Here is a 20,234-nt window from a genome sequence, read left to right on the forward strand (position 1 = left end):
CGCCCCATGTCTGACTCTGCGCTGCCCCGCGACCTGCATTACGTTGACGACACCCAGCCCGGCATCCGTCGCAAGACGCTGCGGGGCAAGTTCCAGTATTTCGATTCCAAGGGAGGGCGTATCCGCGATGCGGATGAGATCAAGCGCCTCAACGCCCTCGCCGTACCGCCGGCCTACACCGATGTGTGGATCTGCGCCGACCCGCAAGGCCATCTGCAAGCGACCGGCCGCGACGCGCGCGGGCGCAAGCAGTATCGCTATCACGCGCGCTGGCGTGAGGTGCGCGACAGCGACAAATACTCGCGCCTGCAGGAATTTGGCAACGCCTTGCCGAAGCTGCGCAAACAGTTGGAAGCGCAAATCGCCGAACCCGGCTTTACCCGCGAAAAAGTCCTGGCCACGGTCGTCATGCTGCTGGACGCGACGCTGATCCGGGTCGGCAATACTCAGTATGCGCGGGACAACAAGTCCTACGGGCTGACCACCCTGCGCACCCGTCATGTGGATATCAAAGGCAGCGAGATCCAGTTCCAGTTTCGTGGAAAGAGCGGCGTAGAGCACCAGATCAGCGTCAAGGACCGGCGCCTGGCCACGGTGGTCAAACGCTGCATGGAGCTGCCGGGGCAGAACCTGTTCCAGTACCTGGACGAAGACGGTGTACGGCACACCGTCAGTTCCCAGGACGTCAATGACTACCTGCACCGTCTCACCGGCGCCGACTTCACCGCCAAGGACTACCGCACCTGGGCCGGCACCGCCATGGCGCTGGCGGTGTTACGCGAGCTGGAATGGCAGCCTGAGTCGGATGCCAAGCGGCATGTGGTGGCGATGGTCAAGGACGTCGCCAGGCAGCTGGGCAACACGCCGGCGGTGTGCCGCAAATGCTATATCCACCCGGCCGTTCTGGAGCATTTCAGCCTCGGCGAACTCTCCAAATTGCCCAAACCAAGACTGCGCAAAGGGCTCAAGGCCGAAGAAGTGGCCTTGGCGATGTTCCTGGAGCAACTGGCGCAAGACTTGCCGAAAAAAGCCAAGGCGGGTTAGGCTTTGCCTCCCTTCTGATGCGCAGGACGACCGCCGACGTGAACCACTAAGCCTTCCAAAATGTACCCGCAACAAGCCGCCTGGCGCGCTTGTTGGCCTGTCCGACATTTTTTTGGAGGTGCTGATGACTGACGTCAACCGGCTGCCTGTGCTTGTTTCCCTGCAACATTTATCCTTCCGGTTCGCCAATGGCGAGACGCTGCTGGATGACCTCAACCTGTCCATCGATTACACCCCCACCGGTATCGTGGGGCGCAATGGTCGAGGAAAAAGTGTACTCGCCAAATTGATCGCGGGGCTGTTGTCGCCCTCCTCCGGCTCGTTGAATTGCCCGCGCAGCGTGATCTATGTAGCGCAGAACGTCGTGGTAGCGCCAGGCGATACCGTCGCCGATCTTACCGGCACCGCAGCGATATTGACCGCCCTTGAGCGCATGGCCCGAGGCGCCCCACAGATCGATGACCTCGAGTTGATCGATGATCGTTGGGACTTGGCCGAGCGTTTGCGCAGTAGCTTGAATGCCGCAGGGTTGTCGCGGCTTTCTGTTGATACCCCAGCCCGTCAACTCAGCGGCGGCCAGTTAGCCAGGGTTGCGATCATCGGCGCGCTGCTGGCCGCGCCACAGTTGCTGGTGCTCGATGAGCCCACCAACCACCTCGATAGCGATGGCCGCGCCTGGCTGCTGCGTGTCCTCGACGAATGGCGTGGCGGCCTGGTGGTGGTCAGCCATGACCGGCAATTACTCAACGCCATGGGGCGCATCATTGAACTGTCGCCGCTCGGCGTAAACCTATATGGCGGGAACTACGACGCCTATCGACAACAGCGCGACGCTGAACAGCACGCCGCCGTCGCCGCACTGGAACACGCCCGCCTGGAACGCAGCCGCGAAAAGCGGCGCCTGCAAAAAGGCCACGACAACCTGCAACGCCATACCGCCCGCTCACGCAAGCATGCGGAAACGGCCAACGTCGATCGCTTCACCAAAGCGCGCTGGAAAGGCGCTGCCTCGCAGATCGTCAGCACCGTGCGCAGCGCCCATGAGCAACACAAACAGGAGCTGGATGCCCAGGTGCGCCAAGCCTATGCACGGGTCGAGGATGAAACGCCGACGCTGGTGGCATTGCCTGCGTCAGCGGTACCCAACGGCCGACAGGTGCTGTCGTTGATCAACGCGCAATTACCCTGGCTGCCGTCGACCTGCCTCAACGTGCACCTCACCGGCCCGGTGCGGGTGGCGGTGCATGGACCCAACGGTTGCGGCAAGTCCACGCTGCTCAAAGTGCTGGCGGGAGAATGGCGTGCGGAAAGCGGCGAATGCCACGTGCACGTGCCCAGCGCCTATATCGATCAGCACCTCGCGCTGCTCGACGACCACCGTTCCATCGTCGAACAACTGAACCTGCTGGACACCCCGCTGGCGGAAGGCGAATTGCGCACGCGCCTGGCCCTGCTGCAACTGGATGCCCTGCGTGTGACCCAACCCGCCGGGCAACTCAGCGGCGGCGAACGCTTGAAGGCTGCGATGGCGGTTGCCTTGTGGCGCGCAGTGCCGGCGCAATTGCTGTTGCTGGACGAGCCGACCAACCATTTGGACCTGGAATCGGTGATGGCGTTTGAGCAAGCCATGCAAGGTTTTGCCGGGGCAATGCTGGTGGTGTCCCATGACGCGGCGTTTGTGCAGGCGATCAGGCCGACGCACTTTCTGGATTGGCATCCTGCGGGTTGGACCCTGACGCCTGCCTGAGGTCATTGCATGCGCGCTTAAAGCGTCCTACGGTAGTGGCCGGATAATCTCACCGAGGAACCCGGCCCTATGTTGCCTTCGCCACGAAAGCCCTACGTCAATGCCGCACTGGCCCATCGACAGCGTTGGCGTGGCCGCGTCGGACTGATGCTGGTGGCCAGCCTGTCGGTGCTGGCGGGCATGACCGATGCCATCGGCTTCATGGCGAGCGGTGACTTTGTTTCGTTCATGAGCGGGAACACTACGCGCCTGGCGGTGGCGATAAGCGCGGGTGACCTGGGCCTGACCGGGCGGCTGCTGTTGCTGGTGGCAACTTTTGTGGTGGGTAACGCGCTGGGCGTGGTGGTCGGCCGACTCAGCCGTCGCCATGCCCTGCCCTTGCTGCTGTGTATTGCCGCCTTGCTGTGCGGCGGTGCACTCCTGCCCTTCGCCGATACCTTGCCCGCGCTACTGGCGGCGATCATCGCGATGGGCATGCTCAATGCTGCGGTGGAAGAGGTCAACGGGCTGCCGGTGGGACTGACTTACGTCACCGGCGCACTGTCACGCTTTGGCCGTGGGCTGGGGCGCTGGCTGCTCGGCGAGCGCCGCAATGGCTGGCGCGTACAGTTGATCCCTTGGGCCGGGATGTTTGTGGGGGCGGTGATCGGTGCGCTGCTGGAGCAGCAGTTGGGGCTCAAGGCGCTGATCATCAGCGGTGTATTGGCGGGGCTGCTAGGGCTGGTATCGCTGAAGATCCCTCGGCGCTGGCACCTGGGCTTCATGCCCCGCTGAAGGTTAAAAGGAGCTCGCCCGACGTTTAGGCCTCGACGTCCGTGTACTGGTAAAGAGCCATCATGTCGGGCGAGCCGGTGAATCATAAGCGAATGCCTCGCGGCTGTCGTGCCAGGCATTTCCTAAATCGACTAAGGCAAGGGATTACAGGCAGGTCGCCAATGCGGCCAAACGACGCTTGGCCGGCATGTTGTCTTCGATGGCGTAGTACTTGATGGTGGAACCGCTGCCCGCGCTCTGCACATCGACGAAGTAATCGCCGGCGGTGGTGTACACCGTGAAGCCACCCGCGCCGATTGGCTCCTTGAAGCCGCCGGCGTCAACGCCGAAGACACTTTCGTCCTGCCAGCCGAACTGCACGCATTCGGCAACGACCAGGGTGGCCTTGTCCGAAGCCAGGGTCTTGTAAGGCGTGCCTGCGCGCGCCTCTTTCATCTTCGAACCCGCGCAACCGGCCAGGGCCGCCAGTACCAGTGCGCCAATTACCACCTTGTGCATGCCATTGCTCCGTTGGAAAAAAACGCGACTGTACCATTGCGACAGGCAGGACTGACGGCCGCATGAACTTTGTTTCACTGTAAAGGGGCAAGGCGCGACCTATAGTGGTCACGCTCATTTTTAGAAGTCTTCCTTCCGCCCGCTCTCCCGCGGGCTTTTTTTTGCCCCGGTTGTACTCAGAGCAGCCAGCGGAACAGATAGAACAACGCCATGCTCAGCAGCACCGTCATCAACACATTGCGCGTCCAGAACATCAATGCCACGGCGCTGATACCCGCCAGCAGGTAAGGGTTGGCCGGGCTCAGGTTGAGCTGGTGGTCAGCCAGGAAAATGATCGGCCCGCAAATCGCCGTGAGCATCCCCGGCACCGCGAATCCCAGAAACTCCCGCGCGCCACGGTTGAGGCGCACCGGCAGGCGTGGCTCGATAAACAGGTAACGGTTGAGAAACACCACCAGGCCCATGGCCACAATCATGATGTAGATCATTGCTGCCCTACTCCCAGTCGCTTGCAGGCATACCCTGCGCTCATGCCCAGCAGGCCGGACACCACCACCGCCGATTCCCAATGCAGGAAGCTCAGCCACACCGAGAACAGCAATGACACCGCCACACAGACCACCGTGGGAACGTCACGCACCACCGGCGTAATCAAGGCGATGAAGGTGGCGGCGATGGAAAATTCCAGGCCCAGTTGGTCGAGGCCGGGAATGCTTTTACCAAGCACGATGCCGGCCAGGGTGAACAGGTTCCAGGCGATATAGAACGTCAGGCCGACACCCAAGGCATACCAGCGATTGAAGGTCTCGCGGTCATAGTGACTGACCAGCGCAAAGAATTCGTCGGTCAGCAGAAAGCCCAGGCTCATGCGCCAGCGGGTCTTGAGGGGAGAAAGGACCGGCCGCAAGTGCATGCCATACAGCAAATGCTGGGAGGTCAGCAGCAAGGTGGTCAGCACGATGGAAATCAGACTGGCGCCGCTCTTGACCATGCCGATGGCAACCAGTTGCGCAGCACCGGCGAATACGATGGCAGAAAGGCCCTGGGCTTCCAACGGGCTGAATTGTGCATCGATGGCCATGGAACCGGCCAACAGTCCCCAGGGCGCACAGGCCAGGGACAAGGGAATGACGGCAATGGCGCCGCGAGCGAAGGCGTAATGAGGTAAGGCGGTAGGCATGGAAACGGCTCATCGACAGACAGTCGACAAGCATGCCAGCGCAACAATGGAGTTGTCTTGAACGATCTTGCTCAGGCGAGCCGGACCGACACTTGTTCCACCGAATCACGCGCTTCGCGCAGTTCGTGAGCATCCTGGTTGAGTCGGTGAATAGTATTGAGCAGGCGCTGGCGCAGCACTTCATCGCCGAGCTTTTCGACGGCGCGCATCAGGTCGAACGCCGCGGTTTCGTTATTTTCCGCGACGGAATCCAGGGTCTTGCGCAGGTTGCGAGTGGCACGGGTCACGCGGGGTCTTCCTTCATCAGCAATGGGCAGGCACTTTAGGACATTCGTGTTTCATTTTAATTTCAGACACTTGTGGTGATTTTCGAGACATATGATCCAAGTCAATTGAAACAGGATTTGACCAATACATATGGGAATACGTATATTCGGATAACCATATATACGAAGGCCTTGACCATGTCGGACCTCATCTCCCCGCCCACCCTGTTCAAATGCCTGGCCGATGCCACCCGGGCACGCCTGACGTTATTGATCCTGCGCGAAGGCGAACTTTGCGTGTGCGAACTGATCCATGCCTTGGACGACAGCCAGCCAAAAATCTCCCGTCACCTGGCGCAACTGCGCAGTTGCGGCTTGCTGCTGGATCGTCGTCAGGGTCAATGGATCTATTACCGCATCAATCCGGCATTACCCGACTGGGTCACTGCCGTGCTGTACACCACTTTGCAAGCCAACCAGCCCTGGTTGCACAGCGACGCACTGCGTCTGGATGCAATGGGCGACCGACCACAACGGGCCAGCACCTGCTGCTGAGCCACCGGAGCGTTTATCCATGCTTGTCGCCATCGCGATTTTTATCTTCACCATTGTTCTGGTCATCTGGCAGCCCAAAGGCCTGGGCGTCGGCTGGAGCGCAACCCTGGGCGCGATCCTGGCCCTGGCCTTCGGCGTGATCAGCCTGGCCGACATTCCAGTGGTATGGCACATCATCTGGAATGCCACCGGCACTTTTGTCGCGCTGATCATCATCAGCCTGCTGCTGGATGAGGCCGGTTTTTTTGCCTGGACCGCCTTGCATGTGGCGCGCTGGGGACGTGGACGCGGACGGCGTTTGTTTGCCTATATGGTGCTGCTCGGCGCGCTGGTGTCGGCGTTGTTTGCCAATGACGGCGCAGCGCTGATCCTGACGCCCATCGTGATGTCGATGCTGCTGGCCCTGCGCTTTTCCCCGGCGGCAACCCTGGCTTTCGTCATGGGCGCGGGATTCATCGCCGACACGGCCAGCCTGCCGCTGGTGGTGTCGAACCTGGTGAACATCGTTTCGGCCGACTACTTCAAGATCGGTTTCAACGAATACGCCGCCGTGATGGTGCCGGTGAACTTCGTCAGCGTCGCGGCCACCCTGGCGGTATTGCTGTGGTTCTTCCGCCGCGATATTCCACAAACCTACGACCCGGCCGACCTGGACGACCCCGCCAGCGCCATCCACGACCGCGCGACCTTCCGCGCCGGCTGGTGGGTGCTGGGCATCCTGCTGGTGGGGTGCTTCGCCCTGGAACCGCTGGGCATTCCGATCAGTGCGATTTCCGCCGCCTGTGCCCTGCTGTTGCTGGTGATCGCCGCCAAGGGGCACAAGATTTCCACGCGCAAAGTGCTGAAGGAAGCACCGTGGCAGATCGTGATCTTTTCCCTGGGCATGTACCTGGTGGTCTACGGTCTGCGCAACGCCGGCCTGACCACCTACCTGGCCACCTGGCTCGACACGTTTGCCACTTACGGCGTGTGGGGCGCGGCCATGGGCACCGGTGTGCTGACGGCGCTGCTGTCGTCGGCGATGAACAATCTGCCGACGGTGTTGGTCGGCGCGCTGTCCATCGAGTCCAGCCATGCCGTGGGTGTGGTCAAGGACGCGATGATCTACGCCAACGTGATCGGCAGCGACCTCGGCCCGAAGATCACCCCTATCGGCAGCCTGGCCACCTTGCTGTGGCTGCACATCCTGGCGCGCAAAGGCATCAGCATCACCTGGGGCTACTACTTCAAGGTCGGCATCGTGCTGACCCTGCCGGTGCTGTTGATCACCCTCGCCGCCCTCGCCTTGCGCCTGAGTTTCTAACGGAGATACCCCGATGAAAGTCCTGTTCATGTGTACCGCCAACAGCTGCCGCAGCATCTTGTCCGAAGCCATGTTCAACCACCTGGCGCCGGAAGGCTTCGAAGCGATCAGCTCCGGCAGTTTTCCCAAGGGCCAGGTGCTGCCACGTAGCTTGAGCACGTTGCAGGCGGCCGGGATCAGTACCGAAGGGTTGTACAGCAAGGGCAACGATGCCTTTGAAGGCAGCCCGCCGGATGTGGTGATTACGGTGTGCGACAAGGCCGCCGGCGAAGCCTGCCCGGTGTACTTCGGGCCGGCCGTGACGGCGCACTGGGGGTTGGAAGACCCGTCGGACGTCCAGGGTGACGACGCCAGTGTGCAAGCGGCATTCGACGCCACACTGAAGACCATCGCCACGCGCTGCAGGGCGTTCTTCGTCCTGCCCTTCGGCGAACTCGGCCCTGCCGACCTCAAGGCGGAACTCGCGCGCATTGCGCAGTTGTAATCGGAGGCCCTATGACGACGCTGCCCAATCTGGACCTGTCCCTGATCGACTCAAAACCGGCCAGCCCGGACCAGCCGCCGCGCATCCTGCTGCTCTACGGTTCGACCCGCGAACGCTCGTTCAGCCGCCTGCTGGTGGAAGAAGCCGCACGGCTGTTGCAGCACTTTGGCGCGCATACCCGCATCTTCAACCCCAGCGGCCTGCCATTGCCGGATGACGCGCCCAGTGACCACCCCAAGGTGCAGGAACTGCTGGAACTGATGCAGTGGTCCGAAGGCCAGGTGTGGTGCTCGCCCGAGCGGCATGGCTCGATGTCGGCGGTGTTCAAGGCGCAACTGGACTGGGTGCCCTTGACCCTGGGCGCGGTCCGCCCGACTCAGGGCAAGACCCTGGCGGTGATGCAAGTGTCCGGCGGCTCCCAGTCCTTCAACACCGTCAACCAGCTGCGGGTGCTGGGGCGCTGGATGCGCATGTTCACCATCCCCAACCAGTCCTCGGTACCCAAGGCCTTCATGGAGTTCGATGAACAGGACCGCATGAAGCCCTCGGCGCTTTATGATCGGGTCGTCGATGTAATGGAAGAACTGGTGCGCTTCACCCTGCTGCTGCGCGACCGTCCCGACCTGGTGGACCGTTACTCGGAACGCAAGGAAAGCGCCGATGAACTGTCGCGCCGGGTCAATCAACGGTCGATTTGACCACCCCTGCCAGCGTATGCTCGTGCCTGTCCCCGACTGAGTGAAATCGATGAGCGCCGTGCAACACGCCTGGCTGGGCAACTATGAAGTCAGCAGCACTACCTGCACCGGCCTGACTTTTGCCCGCCACAGCCATGATGAATGTGTGATCGGCGTGAACCTGGCAGGCGAGGAAAAGGTCTGGCTGGATCGTCGCGAGTTCCACGCCGGCCCAGGCTCCATCACCCTGTACAACCCCGGTCAGATTCAAGGCGGCGGTGCGGCCGATGGTGCGCCCTGGCACTTTGTGAGCCTGTACGCCACGGCGGATCAATTGGCGGCGGACCTGGGGCTGGTGCATCTGGAATTTGACCGTGCCTTATGTGTTCAGCCCGAACTTGCCCTGCGACTGGCCGCCGCAATCAAGGGTGCGCTAAACGGTGACACGCTGGTTCGCGACGTGAATGAAGATGCCTTGGTGCTGCTGTTGGCAGAGGTCGTGAACATCAGCGGCGTACGTCTGCCCGGCACCGCCAGCCCCGGCAAACCCCTGATCAGCCGCGCCCAGGCATTACTCGCCGAACACCTGCATCAACCCCTGACCCTGGACCACCTGGGCGGCGAACTGGGGTTGTCCAAATTCCACCTGCTGCGTGCCTTCCAGAAAGAAACCGGGCTGACGCCCAGGGAGTGGGCCATGCAGTTGCGTACCCGTCGCGCCAAAAGCCTGTTGCGCAATGGGGTTCCCGCCGGCGAGGCGGCCCACGACCTGGGCTTCGCCGACCAGAGTCACCTGAACCGGCATTTCCGGGCGGCCTACGGCATCACTCCTGGCCACTATCAAAGCACCGTGAAGCGCTGAACAGCGCAATCTGGTCCAAGACACCGCACCTGCACACCCTCACACTGCCCCACCTCACTTGAAGGAAATGCGGGCATGCTGACGATCTTTTTTTATGCACTGATATTCGGTTTTGTGTTTTGCCTCTCCCCCGGCGCCGTGCTCGCGGAGACCCTGCGCCGTGGCTTGCTGCATGGCTTTACACCCGCCCTGCTGGTGCAGTTCGGCTCATTGGTGGGCGATGCCGTGTGGGCAGTGATCGGCCTGACCGGGATCGCCCTGCTGATCCAGCATGACACGGTGCGTGTGCCGTTGACGGTGGTGTGTGCGTTGTACCTGGCCTGGCTGGGCGCACGCAGCCTGATCGATGCCTGGCACCTGCCACAACCGGACAGCGCGCCGGCCAGCACCCGGCAAAATGCCCTGGCGGTAGGCGCTGCAATTTCCCTGGCCAACCCGAAGAACATCGTCTACTGGGGCGCACTGGGCAGTGCGCTGTCGGGGATCGTCGGCACCACGCCCAGCCACGGGCAGACGCTGATGTTCTTTGCCGGGTTCATGCTCGCGTCGATCTTGTCATGCTTTCTGATTGCCGCTCTGGTGAACCTGTTGCGGCAGAACGCCTCGCCCACTTGGCAGCGCATCAGTTATGCCGCCTGTGGGCTGGTGCTGATCTACCTGGCGCTGCTGGCCTGGCAAGGCCTCTGATCAGGCCGGCCAGCGGCGGTGCAGGTCATCGATCACATAGGCATGCCCATGCACGCCGGCGTGATGGTGCAGCAGGTGCGGATGGCCGGCGGGCAGGTCGTGGTGTTCGTGCGCCACGGGATATAGACAAGCCCGTTCATCTCCACCTTCAAAAACAACTACTTCCCGCTCACAACGCTGAAGAAGTGCAAGTAACGATACAGCCGAAGCAGAACTGAAACAGCCCTTCTATCTGAACAGACTCTGAACTTGTAATGAATTAATACATTAAGCGTTGACATCCTGCATCGCCCTGAGTAGATTGCCCGTGCCTGCAACTGGGGCCTTTTTTAAACCTCACAAAAGAAGCCAATGGACACAGTATCTAGTCGCTGTCCGAGCACCGCCTTGGCGGGCATCGGGCGCCAAACCCAGAACATGACAGGACTCGCCTCCCCGGTCCGGTAAGCTGCGCTAGAGCTTGATGCTCCACCGTAACTGCCTCGCCGGTCGCTTGTCCGGTCCCGAGGTGTGTATGACCTTGCTAACCCTTGCTTTGCCCGATGTACGCACACTAGCGGCAGCCCTGCGTGCCAAGCTGTGCCGTGAGCCTGTGGGTTTTTCGCCTACCCGCTCAACCTTTGCTGCACCCTCCCCCCAAGTGCGCCCGGCCTACCCGCTGGCGCATTGGCGTATCTGCCCTGACAGCGGCCAACTGGTCCAGCACTGGGATCACGCCGACCCTCAAGACCCACAGAGACCCAAGGTTTCCAGCCTGGCAAAGGCCAGCTTGATGCTCGGTCTGTATGTGAGCGCTCGCGCCGCCTGACTTGGCTGGAAACAGCAACTTCCTGATTATTGTTCTGGAGTTCTTTTATGAACACGTCCAGTAGTAGCCCGCTGCGCGCTAATTAATTAACGCGCTGTTAGCGGGCACTGTAGAAGTTATGTGAACACCTTATTTAAACCGATCGCGAAGTTAGCGACTCGGCATGCTTTCGCTCGCCTGTCATCAGGCCGGTAACGGGTATGTTTTGTCGAAAAATTGGCGACAGGAGCACACACCATGAGCGCCGTAAAAAACGCCCCATTGAACAAAAAGAGCAGCAGCCACACCGACACCAGACTGTCGATGCGTGCCGCCCGCGAAGCCCAGAACGGATTGTCGGCCACCTTGGCCAACGTCCGCGCCACCAAGGACGGCCTCACCGAGCTGGACGCCCAGGCGCGCCTGCAACGCGAAGGCTACAATGAAGTCGCCCATGACAAGCCGCCTCACGCCATCGTGCAGTTCCTGCAGGCACTGAACAACCCATTCATCTATGTGCTGCTGACCCTGGGCGGCATCAGCTTCTTCACTGACTGCTGGCTGCCGATGCAGGAAGGCGAAGACGCCGACCCGACCAAAGTCATCATCATCATGACCATGGTATTGCTCAGCAGCCTGCTGCGCTTCTGGCAGGAACATCGCTCGGCCAAATCCGCCGAAGCCCTCAAGGCCATGGTCCGCACCACGGCCACCGTACTGCGCCGTGAGCAAGTGGGCTCGCAACCGACCCTGCGTGAAGTGCCGATGCGCGAGCTGGTGGCCGGCGATATCGTGCAGCTGTCGGCCGGCGACATGATCCCGGCCGATATCCGCCTGATCGAGTCCCGTGACCTGTTCATCAGCCAGGCGGTGCTGACCGGCGAAGCCTTGCCGGTGGAAAAGTACGACACCCTCGGCGAGGTCACACAGAAATCCGCCAGCGCCATGGCCGCCGACCAGGGCAACCTGCTGGACCTGCCCAACATCTGCTTCATGGGCACCAACGTGGTCAGCGGTCGGGCACAAGCTGTCGTCGTGGCCACCGGGGCACGCACCTACTTTGGCTCCCTGGCCAAGGCGATTGTCGGCTCGCGGGTGCAAACCGCGTTCGACCGCGGCGTGAACAGCGTCAGTTGGTTGCTGATCCGCTTCATGCTGGTGATGGTGCCGATCGTGTTCCTGCTCAATGGTTTCTCCAAGGGTGATTGGGGGGATGCGTTCCTGTTTGCCCTGGCAGTTGCCGTAGGCCTCACCCCGGAAATGCTGCCGATGATCGTCAGCGCCAACCTGGCCAAGGGCGCCACGGCCATGGCCAAGCGCAAAGTGGTGGTCAAGCGCCTCAACGCGATCCAGAACTTCGGTTCGATGGATGTGCTGTGCACCGACAAGACCGGCACCCTGACCCAGGACAAGATCATTCTCGAACACCACGTCAACGCCTTCGGCCAACGTGACGACGCCGTGCTGTCCCTGGCCTGGCTCAACAGCCATCACCAGAGCGGCATGAAAAACCTGATGGACCAGGCGGTGGTGGAGTTCTCGGAACGTAATCCGAAGTTCCAGGTGCCGTTTGCCTACAGCAAAGTCGATGAGTTGCCGTTCGACTTCGTCCGCCGTCGCCTGTCGATCGTGGTCAAGGATGCCGCCGACGATCAACTGCTGGTGTGCAAAGGCGCCGTGGAAGAGATGCTGAGCATTTCCACGCATGTGATGGAGGCCGGCGCTGCGGTGCCACTGGATGATCGTCGCCGCGAGGAGCTGCTGGCGATCGCCAACGACTACAACGAGGACGGTTTCCGCGTGCTGGTAGTGGCGACCCGTCACATCCCTAAATCCCTGGCGCGTCAGCAGTACACCACGGCCGATGAGCGCAACCTGGTGATCCAGGGCTTCCTGACCTTCCTTGATCCACCGAAGGAAACCGCCGGCCCTGCGATTGCCGCGCTGCAACAGATTGGCGTGGCGATCAAAGTGCTCACCGGCGATAACGCCGTGGTCACCAGCAAGATCTGCCGCCAGGTCGGCCTCGATCCAGGCCAGCCGTTGCTGGGCACCGAGATCGAAGCGATGGACGACGCGACGCTGCTGCGCCGCGTGGAAGAACGTACCGTGTTTGCCAAGCTGACACCGCTGCAGAAATCCCGGGTGCTCAAGGCGCTGCAAGCCAACGGCCACACCGTAGGCTTCCTCGGTGACGGGATCAACGATGCACCGGCGCTGCGTGATGCCGACGTGGGGATCTCGGTCGACACCGCCACCGATATCGCCAAGGAATCAGCCGATATCATCCTGCTGGAAAAGAGCCTGATGGTGCTGGAAGAAGGTGTGCTCAAGGGCCGCGAAACCTTCGGCAATATCATGAAGTACCTGAACATGACCGCCAGCTCCAACTTCGGCAACGTGTTCTCGGTGCTGGTCGCCAGTGCATTCATTCCGTTCCTGCCGATGCTGTCGATCCACCTGCTGCTGCAGAACCTGATGTACGACATCTCCCAGCTGGCGCTGCCGTGGGACAAGATGGACAAGGAATACCTGGCCAAGCCGCGCAAGTGGGATGCGAAAAACATCGGCCGCTTCATGATCTGGATCGGGCCGACTTCGTCGATCTTCGACATCACCACCTTTGCGCTGATGTGGTACGTGTTCGCCGCCAACAGCGTCGAGATGCAGACCCTGTTCCAGTCCGGCTGGTTCATCGAGGGCCTGCTCTCGCAAACCCTGGTGGTGCACATGTTGCGCACCCGCAAGATCCCTTTCTTCCAGAGCACCGCCGCGTGGCCGGTGTTGATGATGACCTGCGTGGTGATCGTACTGGGGATCTACGTGCCGTTCTCGCCGCTGGGCACCCTGGTGGGCCTGCAACCGTTGCCGATGGCCTACTTCCCATGGCTGGTGGGCACCCTGCTCAGCTACTGCTGCGTGGCCCAACTGATGAAGACGATCTACATCCGCCGCTTCAAGCAGTGGTACTGATCTTCCCCGCCGTTTAAACGGTGGCGGTCGCCCGGCCGCCACCGTGCACTACAAGGAAACACCCTATGCGCGTCTTGATCTGTGCAGGTCGTCATTACGCCGACACCAAAATGTCCCGCCAGGTGCTGGACGCTTACCACCGCCTGCGTCCGGTGCAGGTATTGATCCACGGCGGCAACCAATTCCTCGGCAGTGACGTCGAGGAATGGGCGCGGGAACTGGGCATCGACGTGGTGCGCTACCCGCCCAACTGGCAACGCCACGGCAAACAGGCGGAACGCCAGCGCAACCATTTCATGCTGACCGACAGCCGCCCCGATGTGGTCATCGCCCTGCCCGGCGGGGACGACACCAGCGAGCTGGTGTGCCAGGCCAAGGCCAGCGGCATTTCGGTACTGACCGTAGAAAGCTGAATTCATGTGAGGTGCATCATGCACAAAAAACACACCCCAGCCCGCCAGGACGGGTTTGCCAAATACCGTGCGCGTCACTACCGCGGCGCACGCCACACGTTACTGCTGCTGCCACCGGCCAAACGCCGCGCATTGCAGCGCAATTTGATCTTTATCGGCCTGACACTGGGCATCCTGTTGACGATTGCCTTGCTGTCAAAAGCCAACGCAGCCGGCGGTTCCTATGTGGTCGACGATGGCGCGATCAACGCGCCGGGCGAATGCAACGTCGACGCCTGGTACACCGCTGACCGCCACGACGGCAGTACGCATACAGAAACGCTGTCACCGGCCTGTACCTTCGCCGCGCTGCCGTCGGTGCAATGGGGTGCCGCCCTGTCGCGTGCAACCAGCACAGACAAGGGCGAAACCCAGGTGAACCCGCAGCTCAAGGCCCAGGTATGGTCGCGGGAGGATCTGGGCCTGGAGCTGGCCCTGTCCGCCGGCGCGCATTTTGCCCTGGGTCGTCAACACGGGTTTGATGGCGCAGACTTCAATATCCCGTTGACCTGGCAACCGCTGACGCCCCTGCGGCTGAACCTGAATGCCGGCTGGTCCCATGCCTACAACGATGGTGACCAGCAACACCGCCTGACCTGGGGCACCGGTTTCGAGTATCAGGTGGCACCGTTGTTGACGCTGATCGCCGAGCGCTACGGCCAGGAAGGCGGTGACCAGGCCTGGCAGGCCGGGCCCCGGCTGCATTTGGGCGAATTCGTCGACGTGGACCTGGTGGTCGGTCGCAGCCTGATCGGGGATCGGGCGCAGTGGTTGACCACCGGCGCCACACTGCGCTTCTAGGCCTTGGCTTGTTGTTCCAGGTGCAGTTGCAATTGCGGGTCGATTTGCAACTGCCCTGCCAGGTCGTCCAGGTAATTGCGTTCGGCGTCCTGCTGATCGTCCACCAGCATCACACTGGCCAGGTACACCTCGGCTGCCACCGCCGGGTCGCTGGCAAACTCGGCGAAATCCGCCGCATCCAGCGGCTTGGCCACCTCAGCGTCGAGCCATTGTTGCAGTTGCGGGTCGTCGGTATGCCGGCCCAGTTCATTGGAAATCAACTGCTGCTCTTGCTCATCGATGCGCCCGTCTGCCTTGGCCGCCGCGATCAAGGCACGCAGTACCGCGTGGCTGTGGGCTTCGGCGGCGGGACCGTCGAGCTGGTCCACCGTCTGGAAGGCTTGCTGTGGCGCGTTGGCCTGCTGGCGTTGCCAGGCCTGATAGGCCTGGAATGCGGCCATGCCCAGGGACGCGAGTGCCGCGTAATTCATTCCCCCGGAACGCCCTTGGGCAGGACGAGCGCCCGTGGTACCGCCCAGCATGCCGCCAAGGCCGCCCAATAGATCACCCAGGCCGCCACCGGTGGAAGCGTTGCCGGTGCTGGAGCCTTTCAGTAAACCGCCCAGCAGCCCGCCGAGGCCGCCAGTGGAAGCACTGCCACCTTGCCCGGCGCGCAAGAGTTGTTCCAGTAAGTCGCTGGTGTTCATGGTGCTACCCTCCCAGAGCGCAGTGTTGGCGTCTGACAACCATAGCCCGGCCTTGCCGGAACACCATGACCGCCGGGCGGGCACGGCTTATCATCCCGTCACCGCGTCTTCGAGAGAACACCCACGTGAACCGGATTGAACACATCGCATTGATGGCGAACTACAACCAGTGGATGAACCGCAAGCTCTACGACGCGGCCAGTACGCTATCGGACGCCGAGTTATTGATGGATCGCCAGGCGTTTTTCGGCTCGATCCTCGGCACGCTCAACCATGTAGCGCTGGGCGACACCGTGTGGCTCAAGCGGTTTGCCGGGCATCCAGCCGGCTACACGGCGCTGGCGCCGCTGGAGGCGATTGCCGCACCAGTCGACCTGAGGCAGTTGGCATTTGCCGATATCCGCGAACTGGCCATCCACCGCGCCTGGCTGGACCAACTGATCATCGACTGGGCCCACACCGTGCGCGAGCCCGACCTGAATCAGCGCCTGCACTACAGCAACATGCGCGGGGTGACAGCCGACAAACCCTTCTTCAGCCTGCTGGTGCATTTCTTCAACCACCAGACGCATCACCGGGGCCAGGCCACCACGCTGCTGTCCCAGGCGGGGCTGGATGTGGGCACTACGGATTTACTGGCGCTGATCGACTGAGTTCGGCAGCAAGCATCGATCTACTTGGCCATCGGCCTGGTGCGGGCACGATACCCGGGCAGCGTGGCAGCATACGCCAGTGCCTGCTCACGGGAATTGAACGACGCCAACCGGTCCTGGGGCGTGCACACCCGCCAGGGTCCATAGTTTACCCGTACCACGTCGTATCCATTGATGTGCAGCTTGTTCAGCATTGGAGTGCTCATAATCACCTCGTCTACCTGAGATGTTGCCAGCGTTGCAGGCTTTACCTTACACCCCGAACACCGCAATGGACGACCGCATGTCGTGTCGGCTTTTGATGCCAGGGTCAACAGCGCGGGCCGACGACATCCTCCGGACCGCTGCCGAAAACCTTTCTAGATCACTGATCTGGCAAGCTTTTTCGCCCACCCACGAATGCAATAAAGCCCCTCTGCGACCTTGCATCCAAGCGTCTGGATCTATATATTCCCAACCCTGCTACACCGCGCTACCGCCCGAATGGCGAAACTGGTAGACGCATGGGACTTAAAATCCCCCGCTCGTAAGGGCGTCCCGGTTCGATTCCGGGTTCGGGCACCATCTCTTGCTCCATGGGCAGCCAGTAACGTCCATGAAGCCTTTTAAAACCCGCCCCAGCAGGCTGTGTGAAAACCTAGCAATCTGCCGCCCGGTTTAAGAAAAATGCCCGTATCGCAAGATACGGGCATTTTTCTTATGCGCTATATCCAAGGTGAAGACCGTACTCAAGGCACTCTGTTTCCAGTCTCACTGGACGAACTCATTCCCGAAGACCATCTGGTTCGGGTGATCGAAGCCTATATTTCTCTGCTGGACCTTGAGCAACTTGGGTTCGACAAAGCCGTTCCAAAAGCAACCGGACGCCCGTCGTACCATCCCGGCGACCTGCTTAAACTCTACCTCTACGGCTATTTCCAACAGGTCTTGAGACTTTGGTGCCTCGCTTGGGCAGGACTTGAAATAGTGGCTGGATGCCGGTATTGGTGGGGATCAAATTCACATCATATAGAGATCAAACATGTCGCAACTATTTACGGAGCTATCCAACTACAACCTTCGCTCAAAATCCGCTGAAGACAAGCGTAGCCTGGCCGTAATTGCCGCTCTCGCTCTCATTCAAGCCAAGGTTTCAAATACCCCTGCTGACTGTAATATCGTCGCAGACGAGATGAATAAGCTCAGCGAATATGCTGACCAGATTCAAGAGGCCCTGAAGGTGAACTGAGCCAGCTGTGCCGCACTCACCTGCGGCACTTTTTCCCGATCAACGATCCGCCCATATTTGTGATTTAGTCGCGTGATGAATGGGTTGGACTAGCGAGATTCGCATTACCTGATGAAGAAAGTAGCCCCGACACAACAGCTCAATCACCTTGAAAAAAAACCTCGAATGCTCCTGAGAGCTATCGCTACTTTCGGAGCAGGCCTGATAGCCGCTGTACCGCTTTTTCATCTTGTCGGTTACGGCGCCGAAAAATTAGTTGGCATTGGAAAGATTCAATCGACCGTCGAGGTGCAAGCCAAGCTAATCGCTGAGCTGCAGCTTGAGAAGAAAACCCTTTCGGAGAAATCCGATCAGCTGCAGGCCAAAGCGCATGACCTAGAGCTTAAGTTGAACAGGTCCGACTCAGACCTAAATGCCGCGAACCAGCAGTTGACTCAGCTAACGAATCTGCTTGGGGAGTACAAGAATCTCAACTCTCAATTGGGCAACCGTGTAAAAGCGAATGACCCGTGCTTGGCAATACAGCGTGTAATTGCTGACATTGAAGAAAAACTGGCGGTCAATCCGCCATGGACACATGCTTTGCAGGGCGAGCGCCGGGAAGAGGCCATGATTCAACTTGAAAAGCATCAGCAATCGCTCAGATCTTGCCTTTCCCCCAGCGTAAAACCCTAACCTGATGGCTGTTAAGTCTCGGCCTGAACAACTGCGACTTGCCAGTTATTCGGTCACCATTTGGTGTGTCTGTGCGTGGGCATGGCCGTGCAGATCTGCGACGATCAAGCCCTGGGGCAGCCCGGAAGCCTTGGAAGCCTCGATCGCCTTGGCAATGGCGCTATCCAGATCAGTCAGGGCCTTGTTGATTTCCGGGCTCATCGGAAGCGCGTGGCGCAGGCGGATGACGTTGCTCATGCATGACCCTCTGCAATGAAACTCTGCACCAATCGGAAACCTCACCATAACTCCGACTCATACCGGAGTGACGGTCAAGCACGTGAGCTACCCCACCCTGATTGAATCCATTACAGTAATGGCGACTCGAACAACTGCAATCACGGAAGAAACGCCTTTGAAACTTCGTCTTTCAGTCCTGCTTTTCAGCATAGCTCTGTGTGCTGAGGTACAGGCTGCGCCATCCCCCGAAACCGAAGCTGTCTTTGAACACGCAATGCTGTTAGCTGATGACATACAGCAACGAGCTGATCAGCTGGTTGAAAACGAACAGCAGGGTAAAACTGACAAGCTCACACTGAGCCAATCAATACAGGAGGCAACGAAAGGACTTGAGACCTATGAGGATGAACTGCGTAAAGCTAGCGCCGGGGGGCACGGTGTAGCTACTTTCATGTTGGCGAATATGCAAGAGAGTCGCGCGGCAACCTTTTTAAATGGCCATAAGGCTATGCATGTAGAAGCCTGCGCGCTTTACCAGAGCGCTGCGGATCAAGGCCTGGTTGCCGGAGCGATAATGCTGTTGCGCGACTGTGACGAGGCGTTCCTGCGATTCAAGTTCGATGACCCCGAATTTCTTCGCAAGTATAGCCAGCTAGCCAATGCCCTAGAGCGACCAGATCTGTACTCTGACCACTATCCATTGCCGGCGATACGCTCGTACTGCTTCAAAGATTCACTGAAAACGGAAGCCAACCGTCAACTACCCTTGACCACTATGAGGGACTTCTTCGAACCTGTTTCTCTGAGCCTGGAAAAGTTTCGCGCCGACGGGTATTACCTGTTGGCTCTTAAGGGCGATTTTGCGAACCCGAAAGTCCAGGGCTATTTCAAGCAGTCGCAGACGATAGCACCTGACTGCCTAGACCCTTCCAATCTCAAGTCACTTTTCGAAAATATAGAGAGAAAAAGCCACTGACTTCAGCCATCGTTCAACACGATTTGGCGCATTCGAAAACGTGGCGCGAATTACTTGTCCCTGCGCTCTATTCCACCTGGCGGGTTGTCACAGTTCAAGCAGTGCTCGCAGTTCAGCGTCCGGCACAGCCAGACCGTCACCCGCTGCCAGTACGTGACCATGAAGATGTGGCGGGCACCGGCCAGGGCCAGGGCGACGTGCAGCGTCAGGCCAGCACTGGTCGGACCGAAGAAGATGTTCTGGCTGCGCGCCATTACGACGAAGCCGCTGATGGCGATCGTCGAGTAGATCAGCTTCCCGAGGATGCCGTCCCTCACCTTCCCGCTCAGTACGCACCAGGCAGCCCACAGCGCGATAAGGCCGCAGGCGATGGAGTTGATCAGTTCAAGATTCATGGTGGATTGCCTCCCCCGAACCGCTGGCGAATGACCGCCCAGAGGTCAGCGGCTTTGATGGCTCGGTTGATTGCTGCCAGGAGAGAACCGCCGAACGTGCCCAGGAGAAAGCCAATCCCGGCGACGATCTTTGGCTCGGTGACATTCAGGTAGGCGCTGACCATGCTCGTCAGATACAGCGAGCAGGCCATACTTTCCCTGTGCAAATCAACGCTTGCCAATCTCCAGACGGGAAAGATGTGTAGCCTGCCTCGCACCCTCTACTGATCAGCAGCCGAACGGCCCAACAAAAATCCCTACGCAAAGGTAGGG

General features: G+C 60.2%; 24 protein-coding genes, 1 tRNA gene and 2 pseudogenes. 18 read left to right on the plus strand and 9 right to left on the minus strand.

Annotated elements, in window-relative coordinates; genetic code table 11:
* The first annotated feature begins 6 nt into the window (after positions 1-6).
* From BMX59_RS08700 to BMX59_RS08710, 3 genes are all read left to right on the plus strand, one after another.
* On the plus strand, positions 7-1,044 hold the full coding sequence (locus BMX59_RS08700) for a DNA topoisomerase IB (protein ID WP_093121036.1): 1,038 nt from the start codon (positions 7-9) through the stop codon (positions 1,042-1,044).
* A gap of 124 nt (positions 1,045-1,168) precedes the next feature.
* The gene (locus tag BMX59_RS08705; protein ID WP_093121037.1) at positions 1,169-2,791 is read left to right on the plus strand and encodes an ABC-F family ATP-binding cassette domain-containing protein; all 1,623 of its coding nucleotides are present in this window, start codon (positions 1,169-1,171) and stop codon (positions 2,789-2,791) included.
* 69 nt (positions 2,792-2,860) lie between these two features.
* Positions 2,861-3,565: a YoaK family protein gene (locus BMX59_RS08710; RefSeq protein WP_092243742.1), complete on the plus strand. Its 705-nt coding sequence runs from the start codon at positions 2,861-2,863 to the stop codon at positions 3,563-3,565.
* 144 nt (positions 3,566-3,709) lie between these two features.
* Here BMX59_RS08710 and BMX59_RS08715 read toward each other — a convergent pair whose 3' ends face one another.
* The 4 genes from BMX59_RS08715 to BMX59_RS08730 form a co-directional block, all read right to left on the minus strand.
* Entirely contained in the window at positions 3,710-4,063 is a 354-nt protein-coding gene (locus BMX59_RS08715) for a hypothetical protein (RefSeq protein ID WP_058427861.1), read from the minus strand.
* A gap of 176 nt (positions 4,064-4,239) precedes the next feature.
* Positions 4,240-4,551 carry an AzlD domain-containing protein gene (locus BMX59_RS08720; RefSeq protein ID WP_071488226.1) on the minus strand — a complete coding sequence of 104 codons (312 nt, stop codon included), beginning with the start codon at positions 4,549-4,551 and terminating at the stop codon, positions 4,240-4,242.
* Positions 4,548-5,243, minus strand: a complete 696-nt coding sequence (locus BMX59_RS08725) for an AzlC family ABC transporter permease (protein ID WP_071488225.1) — start codon at positions 5,241-5,243, stop codon at positions 4,548-4,550. The genes BMX59_RS08720 and BMX59_RS08725 overlap by 4 nt, the downstream gene beginning before the upstream one ends.
* Before the next feature lie 71 nt (positions 5,244-5,314).
* Positions 5,315-5,530: a hypothetical protein gene (locus BMX59_RS08730; protein ID WP_025856028.1), complete on the minus strand. Its 216-nt coding sequence runs from the start codon at positions 5,528-5,530 to the stop codon at positions 5,315-5,317.
* 177 nt (positions 5,531-5,707) lie between these two features.
* Here BMX59_RS08730 and BMX59_RS08735 point away from each other — a divergent pair, with 177 nt between their 5' ends.
* The 10 genes from BMX59_RS08735 to BMX59_RS08780 all read left to right on the plus strand — a co-directional run bounded on the left by BMX59_RS08735 (position 5,708) and on the right by BMX59_RS08780 (position 15,090).
* Positions 5,708-6,064 carry a metalloregulator ArsR/SmtB family transcription factor gene (locus tag BMX59_RS08735; protein ID WP_093121038.1) on the plus strand — a complete coding sequence of 119 codons (357 nt, stop codon included), beginning with the start codon at positions 5,708-5,710 and terminating at the stop codon, positions 6,062-6,064.
* Positions 6,065-6,083: 19 nt separating this feature from the next.
* Positions 6,084-7,367, plus strand: a complete 1,284-nt coding sequence (locus BMX59_RS08740; protein ID WP_093121039.1) for an arsenic transporter — start codon at positions 6,084-6,086, stop codon at positions 7,365-7,367.
* 13 nt (positions 7,368-7,380) lie between these two features.
* A complete protein-coding gene (locus tag BMX59_RS08745) occupies positions 7,381-7,851 on the plus strand; it encodes an arsenate reductase ArsC (protein WP_093121040.1) in 471 nt (156 codons plus the stop codon).
* 11 nt (positions 7,852-7,862) lie between these two features.
* Positions 7,863-8,549: an arsenical resistance protein ArsH gene (gene arsH / locus BMX59_RS08750; RefSeq protein ID WP_093121041.1), complete on the plus strand. Its 687-nt coding sequence runs from the start codon at positions 7,863-7,865 to the stop codon at positions 8,547-8,549.
* A gap of 49 nt (positions 8,550-8,598) precedes the next feature.
* Positions 8,599-9,390: an AraC family transcriptional regulator gene (locus BMX59_RS08755; protein WP_093121042.1), complete on the plus strand. Its 792-nt coding sequence runs from the start codon at positions 8,599-8,601 to the stop codon at positions 9,388-9,390.
* 75 nt (positions 9,391-9,465) lie between these two features.
* The gene (locus BMX59_RS08760) at positions 9,466-10,077 is read left to right on the plus strand and encodes a LysE family transporter (protein ID WP_093121043.1); all 612 of its coding nucleotides are present in this window, start codon (positions 9,466-9,468) and stop codon (positions 10,075-10,077) included.
* 514 nt (positions 10,078-10,591) lie between these two features.
* The gene (locus BMX59_RS08765; protein ID WP_071488216.1) at positions 10,592-10,885 is read left to right on the plus strand and encodes a hypothetical protein; all 294 of its coding nucleotides are present in this window, start codon (positions 10,592-10,594) and stop codon (positions 10,883-10,885) included.
* A 237-nt stretch (positions 10,886-11,122) separates the two neighbouring features.
* The gene (gene mgtA, locus BMX59_RS08770) at positions 11,123-13,837 is read left to right on the plus strand and encodes a magnesium-translocating P-type ATPase (protein ID WP_092243754.1); all 2,715 of its coding nucleotides are present in this window, start codon (positions 11,123-11,125) and stop codon (positions 13,835-13,837) included.
* A 65-nt stretch (positions 13,838-13,902) separates the two neighbouring features.
* Positions 13,903-14,250 carry a DUF2493 domain-containing protein gene (locus BMX59_RS08775; RefSeq protein WP_025999705.1) on the plus strand — a complete coding sequence of 116 codons (348 nt, stop codon included), beginning with the start codon at positions 13,903-13,905 and terminating at the stop codon, positions 14,248-14,250.
* 18 nt (positions 14,251-14,268) lie between these two features.
* Positions 14,269-15,090, plus strand: a complete 822-nt coding sequence (locus BMX59_RS08780) for a hypothetical protein (RefSeq protein WP_093121044.1) — start codon at positions 14,269-14,271, stop codon at positions 15,088-15,090.
* Here the strand turns inward: BMX59_RS08780 and BMX59_RS08785 are convergent.
* A complete protein-coding gene (locus tag BMX59_RS08785; protein WP_093121045.1) occupies positions 15,087-15,776 on the minus strand; it encodes a tellurite resistance TerB family protein in 690 nt (229 codons plus the stop codon). The two genes, BMX59_RS08780 and BMX59_RS08785, sit on opposite strands and share 4 nt — an antisense overlap.
* 125 nt (positions 15,777-15,901) lie before the next feature.
* On the opposite strand from BMX59_RS08785, the gene BMX59_RS08790 reads away from it, so the two are divergent.
* Positions 15,902-16,429 (plus strand): DinB family protein, encoded by a 528-nt coding sequence (locus BMX59_RS08790; RefSeq protein WP_093121046.1) that lies wholly within the window; start codon positions 15,902-15,904, stop codon positions 16,427-16,429.
* A 20-nt stretch (positions 16,430-16,449) separates the two neighbouring features.
* On the opposite strand, the gene BMX59_RS08795 is transcribed toward BMX59_RS08790, so the two are convergent.
* On the minus strand, positions 16,450-16,635 hold the full coding sequence (locus tag BMX59_RS08795; protein ID WP_092243766.1) for a DUF2188 domain-containing protein: 186 nt from the start codon (positions 16,633-16,635) through the stop codon (positions 16,450-16,452).
* 271 nt (positions 16,636-16,906) lie between these two features.
* On the opposite strand from BMX59_RS08795, the gene BMX59_RS08800 reads away from it, so the two are divergent.
* The 3 genes and pseudogenes from BMX59_RS08800 (at position 16,907) to BMX59_RS08810 (ending at position 18,332) form a co-directional block, all read left to right on the plus strand.
* Positions 16,907-16,993 (plus strand) — tRNA-Leu (locus tag BMX59_RS08800).
* A gap of 135 nt (positions 16,994-17,128) precedes the next feature.
* A pseudogene (locus BMX59_RS08805) lies at positions 17,129-17,356 on the plus strand (transposase); the annotation flags it as partial.
* Positions 17,357-17,768: 412 nt separating this feature from the next.
* Positions 17,769-18,332: a hypothetical protein gene (locus BMX59_RS08810; RefSeq protein ID WP_139212857.1), complete on the plus strand. Its 564-nt coding sequence runs from the start codon at positions 17,769-17,771 to the stop codon at positions 18,330-18,332.
* A gap of 45 nt (positions 18,333-18,377) precedes the next feature.
* Here the strand turns inward: BMX59_RS08810 and BMX59_RS08815 are convergent, their stop codons facing one another.
* Positions 18,378-18,569, minus strand: coding sequence for a hypothetical protein (locus BMX59_RS08815; RefSeq protein ID WP_093121047.1), 192 nt, complete (start codon positions 18,567-18,569; stop codon positions 18,378-18,380).
* Positions 18,570-18,651: 82 nt separating this feature from the next.
* Here BMX59_RS08815 and BMX59_RS08820 point away from each other — a divergent pair, with 82 nt between their 5' ends.
* Positions 18,652-19,527, plus strand: a complete 876-nt coding sequence (locus tag BMX59_RS08820) for a hypothetical protein (RefSeq protein WP_139212858.1) — start codon at positions 18,652-18,654, stop codon at positions 19,525-19,527.
* A 50-nt stretch (positions 19,528-19,577) separates the two neighbouring features.
* Here BMX59_RS08820 and BMX59_RS08825 read toward each other — a convergent pair whose 3' ends face one another.
* Complete coding sequence (locus tag BMX59_RS08825; protein ID WP_093121048.1) at positions 19,578-19,922, minus strand: hypothetical protein; 345 nt, start codon at positions 19,920-19,922, stop codon at positions 19,578-19,580.
* Positions 19,919-20,113, minus strand: a pseudogene (locus BMX59_RS08830) (MFS transporter); the annotation flags it as partial. The pseudogene BMX59_RS08830 and the gene BMX59_RS08825, both read right to left, overlap by 4 nt.
* Positions 20,114-20,234 lie beyond the last annotated feature (121 nt).

It is taken from the genome of Pseudomonas sp. NFR09 (assembly GCF_900111535.1).
Lineage (GTDB): Bacteria > Pseudomonadota > Gammaproteobacteria > Pseudomonadales > Pseudomonadaceae > Aquipseudomonas > Aquipseudomonas extremorientalis.

Coding starts and splice junctions, on each gene's coding strand:
- BMX59_RS08700 (WP_093121036.1), top strand. CDS start 7: ATGTCTGACTCTGCGCTGCCCCGCGACCTGCATTACGTTGACGACACC.
- BMX59_RS08705 (WP_093121037.1), top strand. CDS start 1,169: ATGACTGACGTCAACCGGCTGCCTGTGCTTGTTTCCCTGCAACATTTA.
- BMX59_RS08710 (WP_092243742.1), top strand. CDS start 2,861: ATGTTGCCTTCGCCACGAAAGCCCTACGTCAATGCCGCACTGGCCCAT.
- BMX59_RS08715 (WP_058427861.1), bottom strand. CDS start 4,063: ATGCACAAGGTGGTAATTGGCGCACTGGTACTGGCGGCCCTGGCCGGT.
- BMX59_RS08720 (WP_071488226.1), bottom strand. CDS start 4,551: ATGATCTACATCATGATTGTGGCCATGGGCCTGGTGGTGTTTCTCAAC.
- BMX59_RS08725 (WP_071488225.1), bottom strand. CDS start 5,243: ATGCCTACCGCCTTACCTCATTACGCCTTCGCTCGCGGCGCCATTGCC.
- BMX59_RS08735 (WP_093121038.1), top strand. CDS start 5,708: ATGTCGGACCTCATCTCCCCGCCCACCCTGTTCAAATGCCTGGCCGAT.
- BMX59_RS08740 (WP_093121039.1), top strand. CDS start 6,084: ATGCTTGTCGCCATCGCGATTTTTATCTTCACCATTGTTCTGGTCATC.
- BMX59_RS08745 (WP_093121040.1), top strand. CDS start 7,381: ATGAAAGTCCTGTTCATGTGTACCGCCAACAGCTGCCGCAGCATCTTG.
- arsH (WP_093121041.1), top strand. CDS start 7,863: ATGACGACGCTGCCCAATCTGGACCTGTCCCTGATCGACTCAAAACCG.
- BMX59_RS08755 (WP_093121042.1), top strand. CDS start 8,599: ATGAGCGCCGTGCAACACGCCTGGCTGGGCAACTATGAAGTCAGCAGC.
- BMX59_RS08760 (WP_093121043.1), top strand. CDS start 9,466: ATGCTGACGATCTTTTTTTATGCACTGATATTCGGTTTTGTGTTTTGC.
- BMX59_RS08765 (WP_071488216.1), top strand. CDS start 10,592: ATGACCTTGCTAACCCTTGCTTTGCCCGATGTACGCACACTAGCGGCA.
- mgtA (WP_092243754.1), top strand. CDS start 11,123: ATGAGCGCCGTAAAAAACGCCCCATTGAACAAAAAGAGCAGCAGCCAC.
- BMX59_RS08775 (WP_025999705.1), top strand. CDS start 13,903: ATGCGCGTCTTGATCTGTGCAGGTCGTCATTACGCCGACACCAAAATG.
- BMX59_RS08780 (WP_093121044.1), top strand. CDS start 14,269: ATGCACAAAAAACACACCCCAGCCCGCCAGGACGGGTTTGCCAAATAC.
- BMX59_RS08785 (WP_093121045.1), bottom strand. CDS start 15,776: ATGAACACCAGCGACTTACTGGAACAACTCTTGCGCGCCGGGCAAGGT.
- BMX59_RS08795 (WP_092243766.1), bottom strand. CDS start 16,635: ATGAGCACTCCAATGCTGAACAAGCTGCACATCAATGGATACGACGTG.
- BMX59_RS08810 (WP_139212857.1), top strand. CDS start 17,769: ATGAAGAAAGTAGCCCCGACACAACAGCTCAATCACCTTGAAAAAAAA.
- BMX59_RS08815 (WP_093121047.1), bottom strand. CDS start 18,569: ATGAGCAACGTCATCCGCCTGCGCCACGCGCTTCCGATGAGCCCGGAA.
- BMX59_RS08825 (WP_093121048.1), bottom strand. CDS start 19,922: ATGAATCTTGAACTGATCAACTCCATCGCCTGCGGCCTTATCGCGCTG.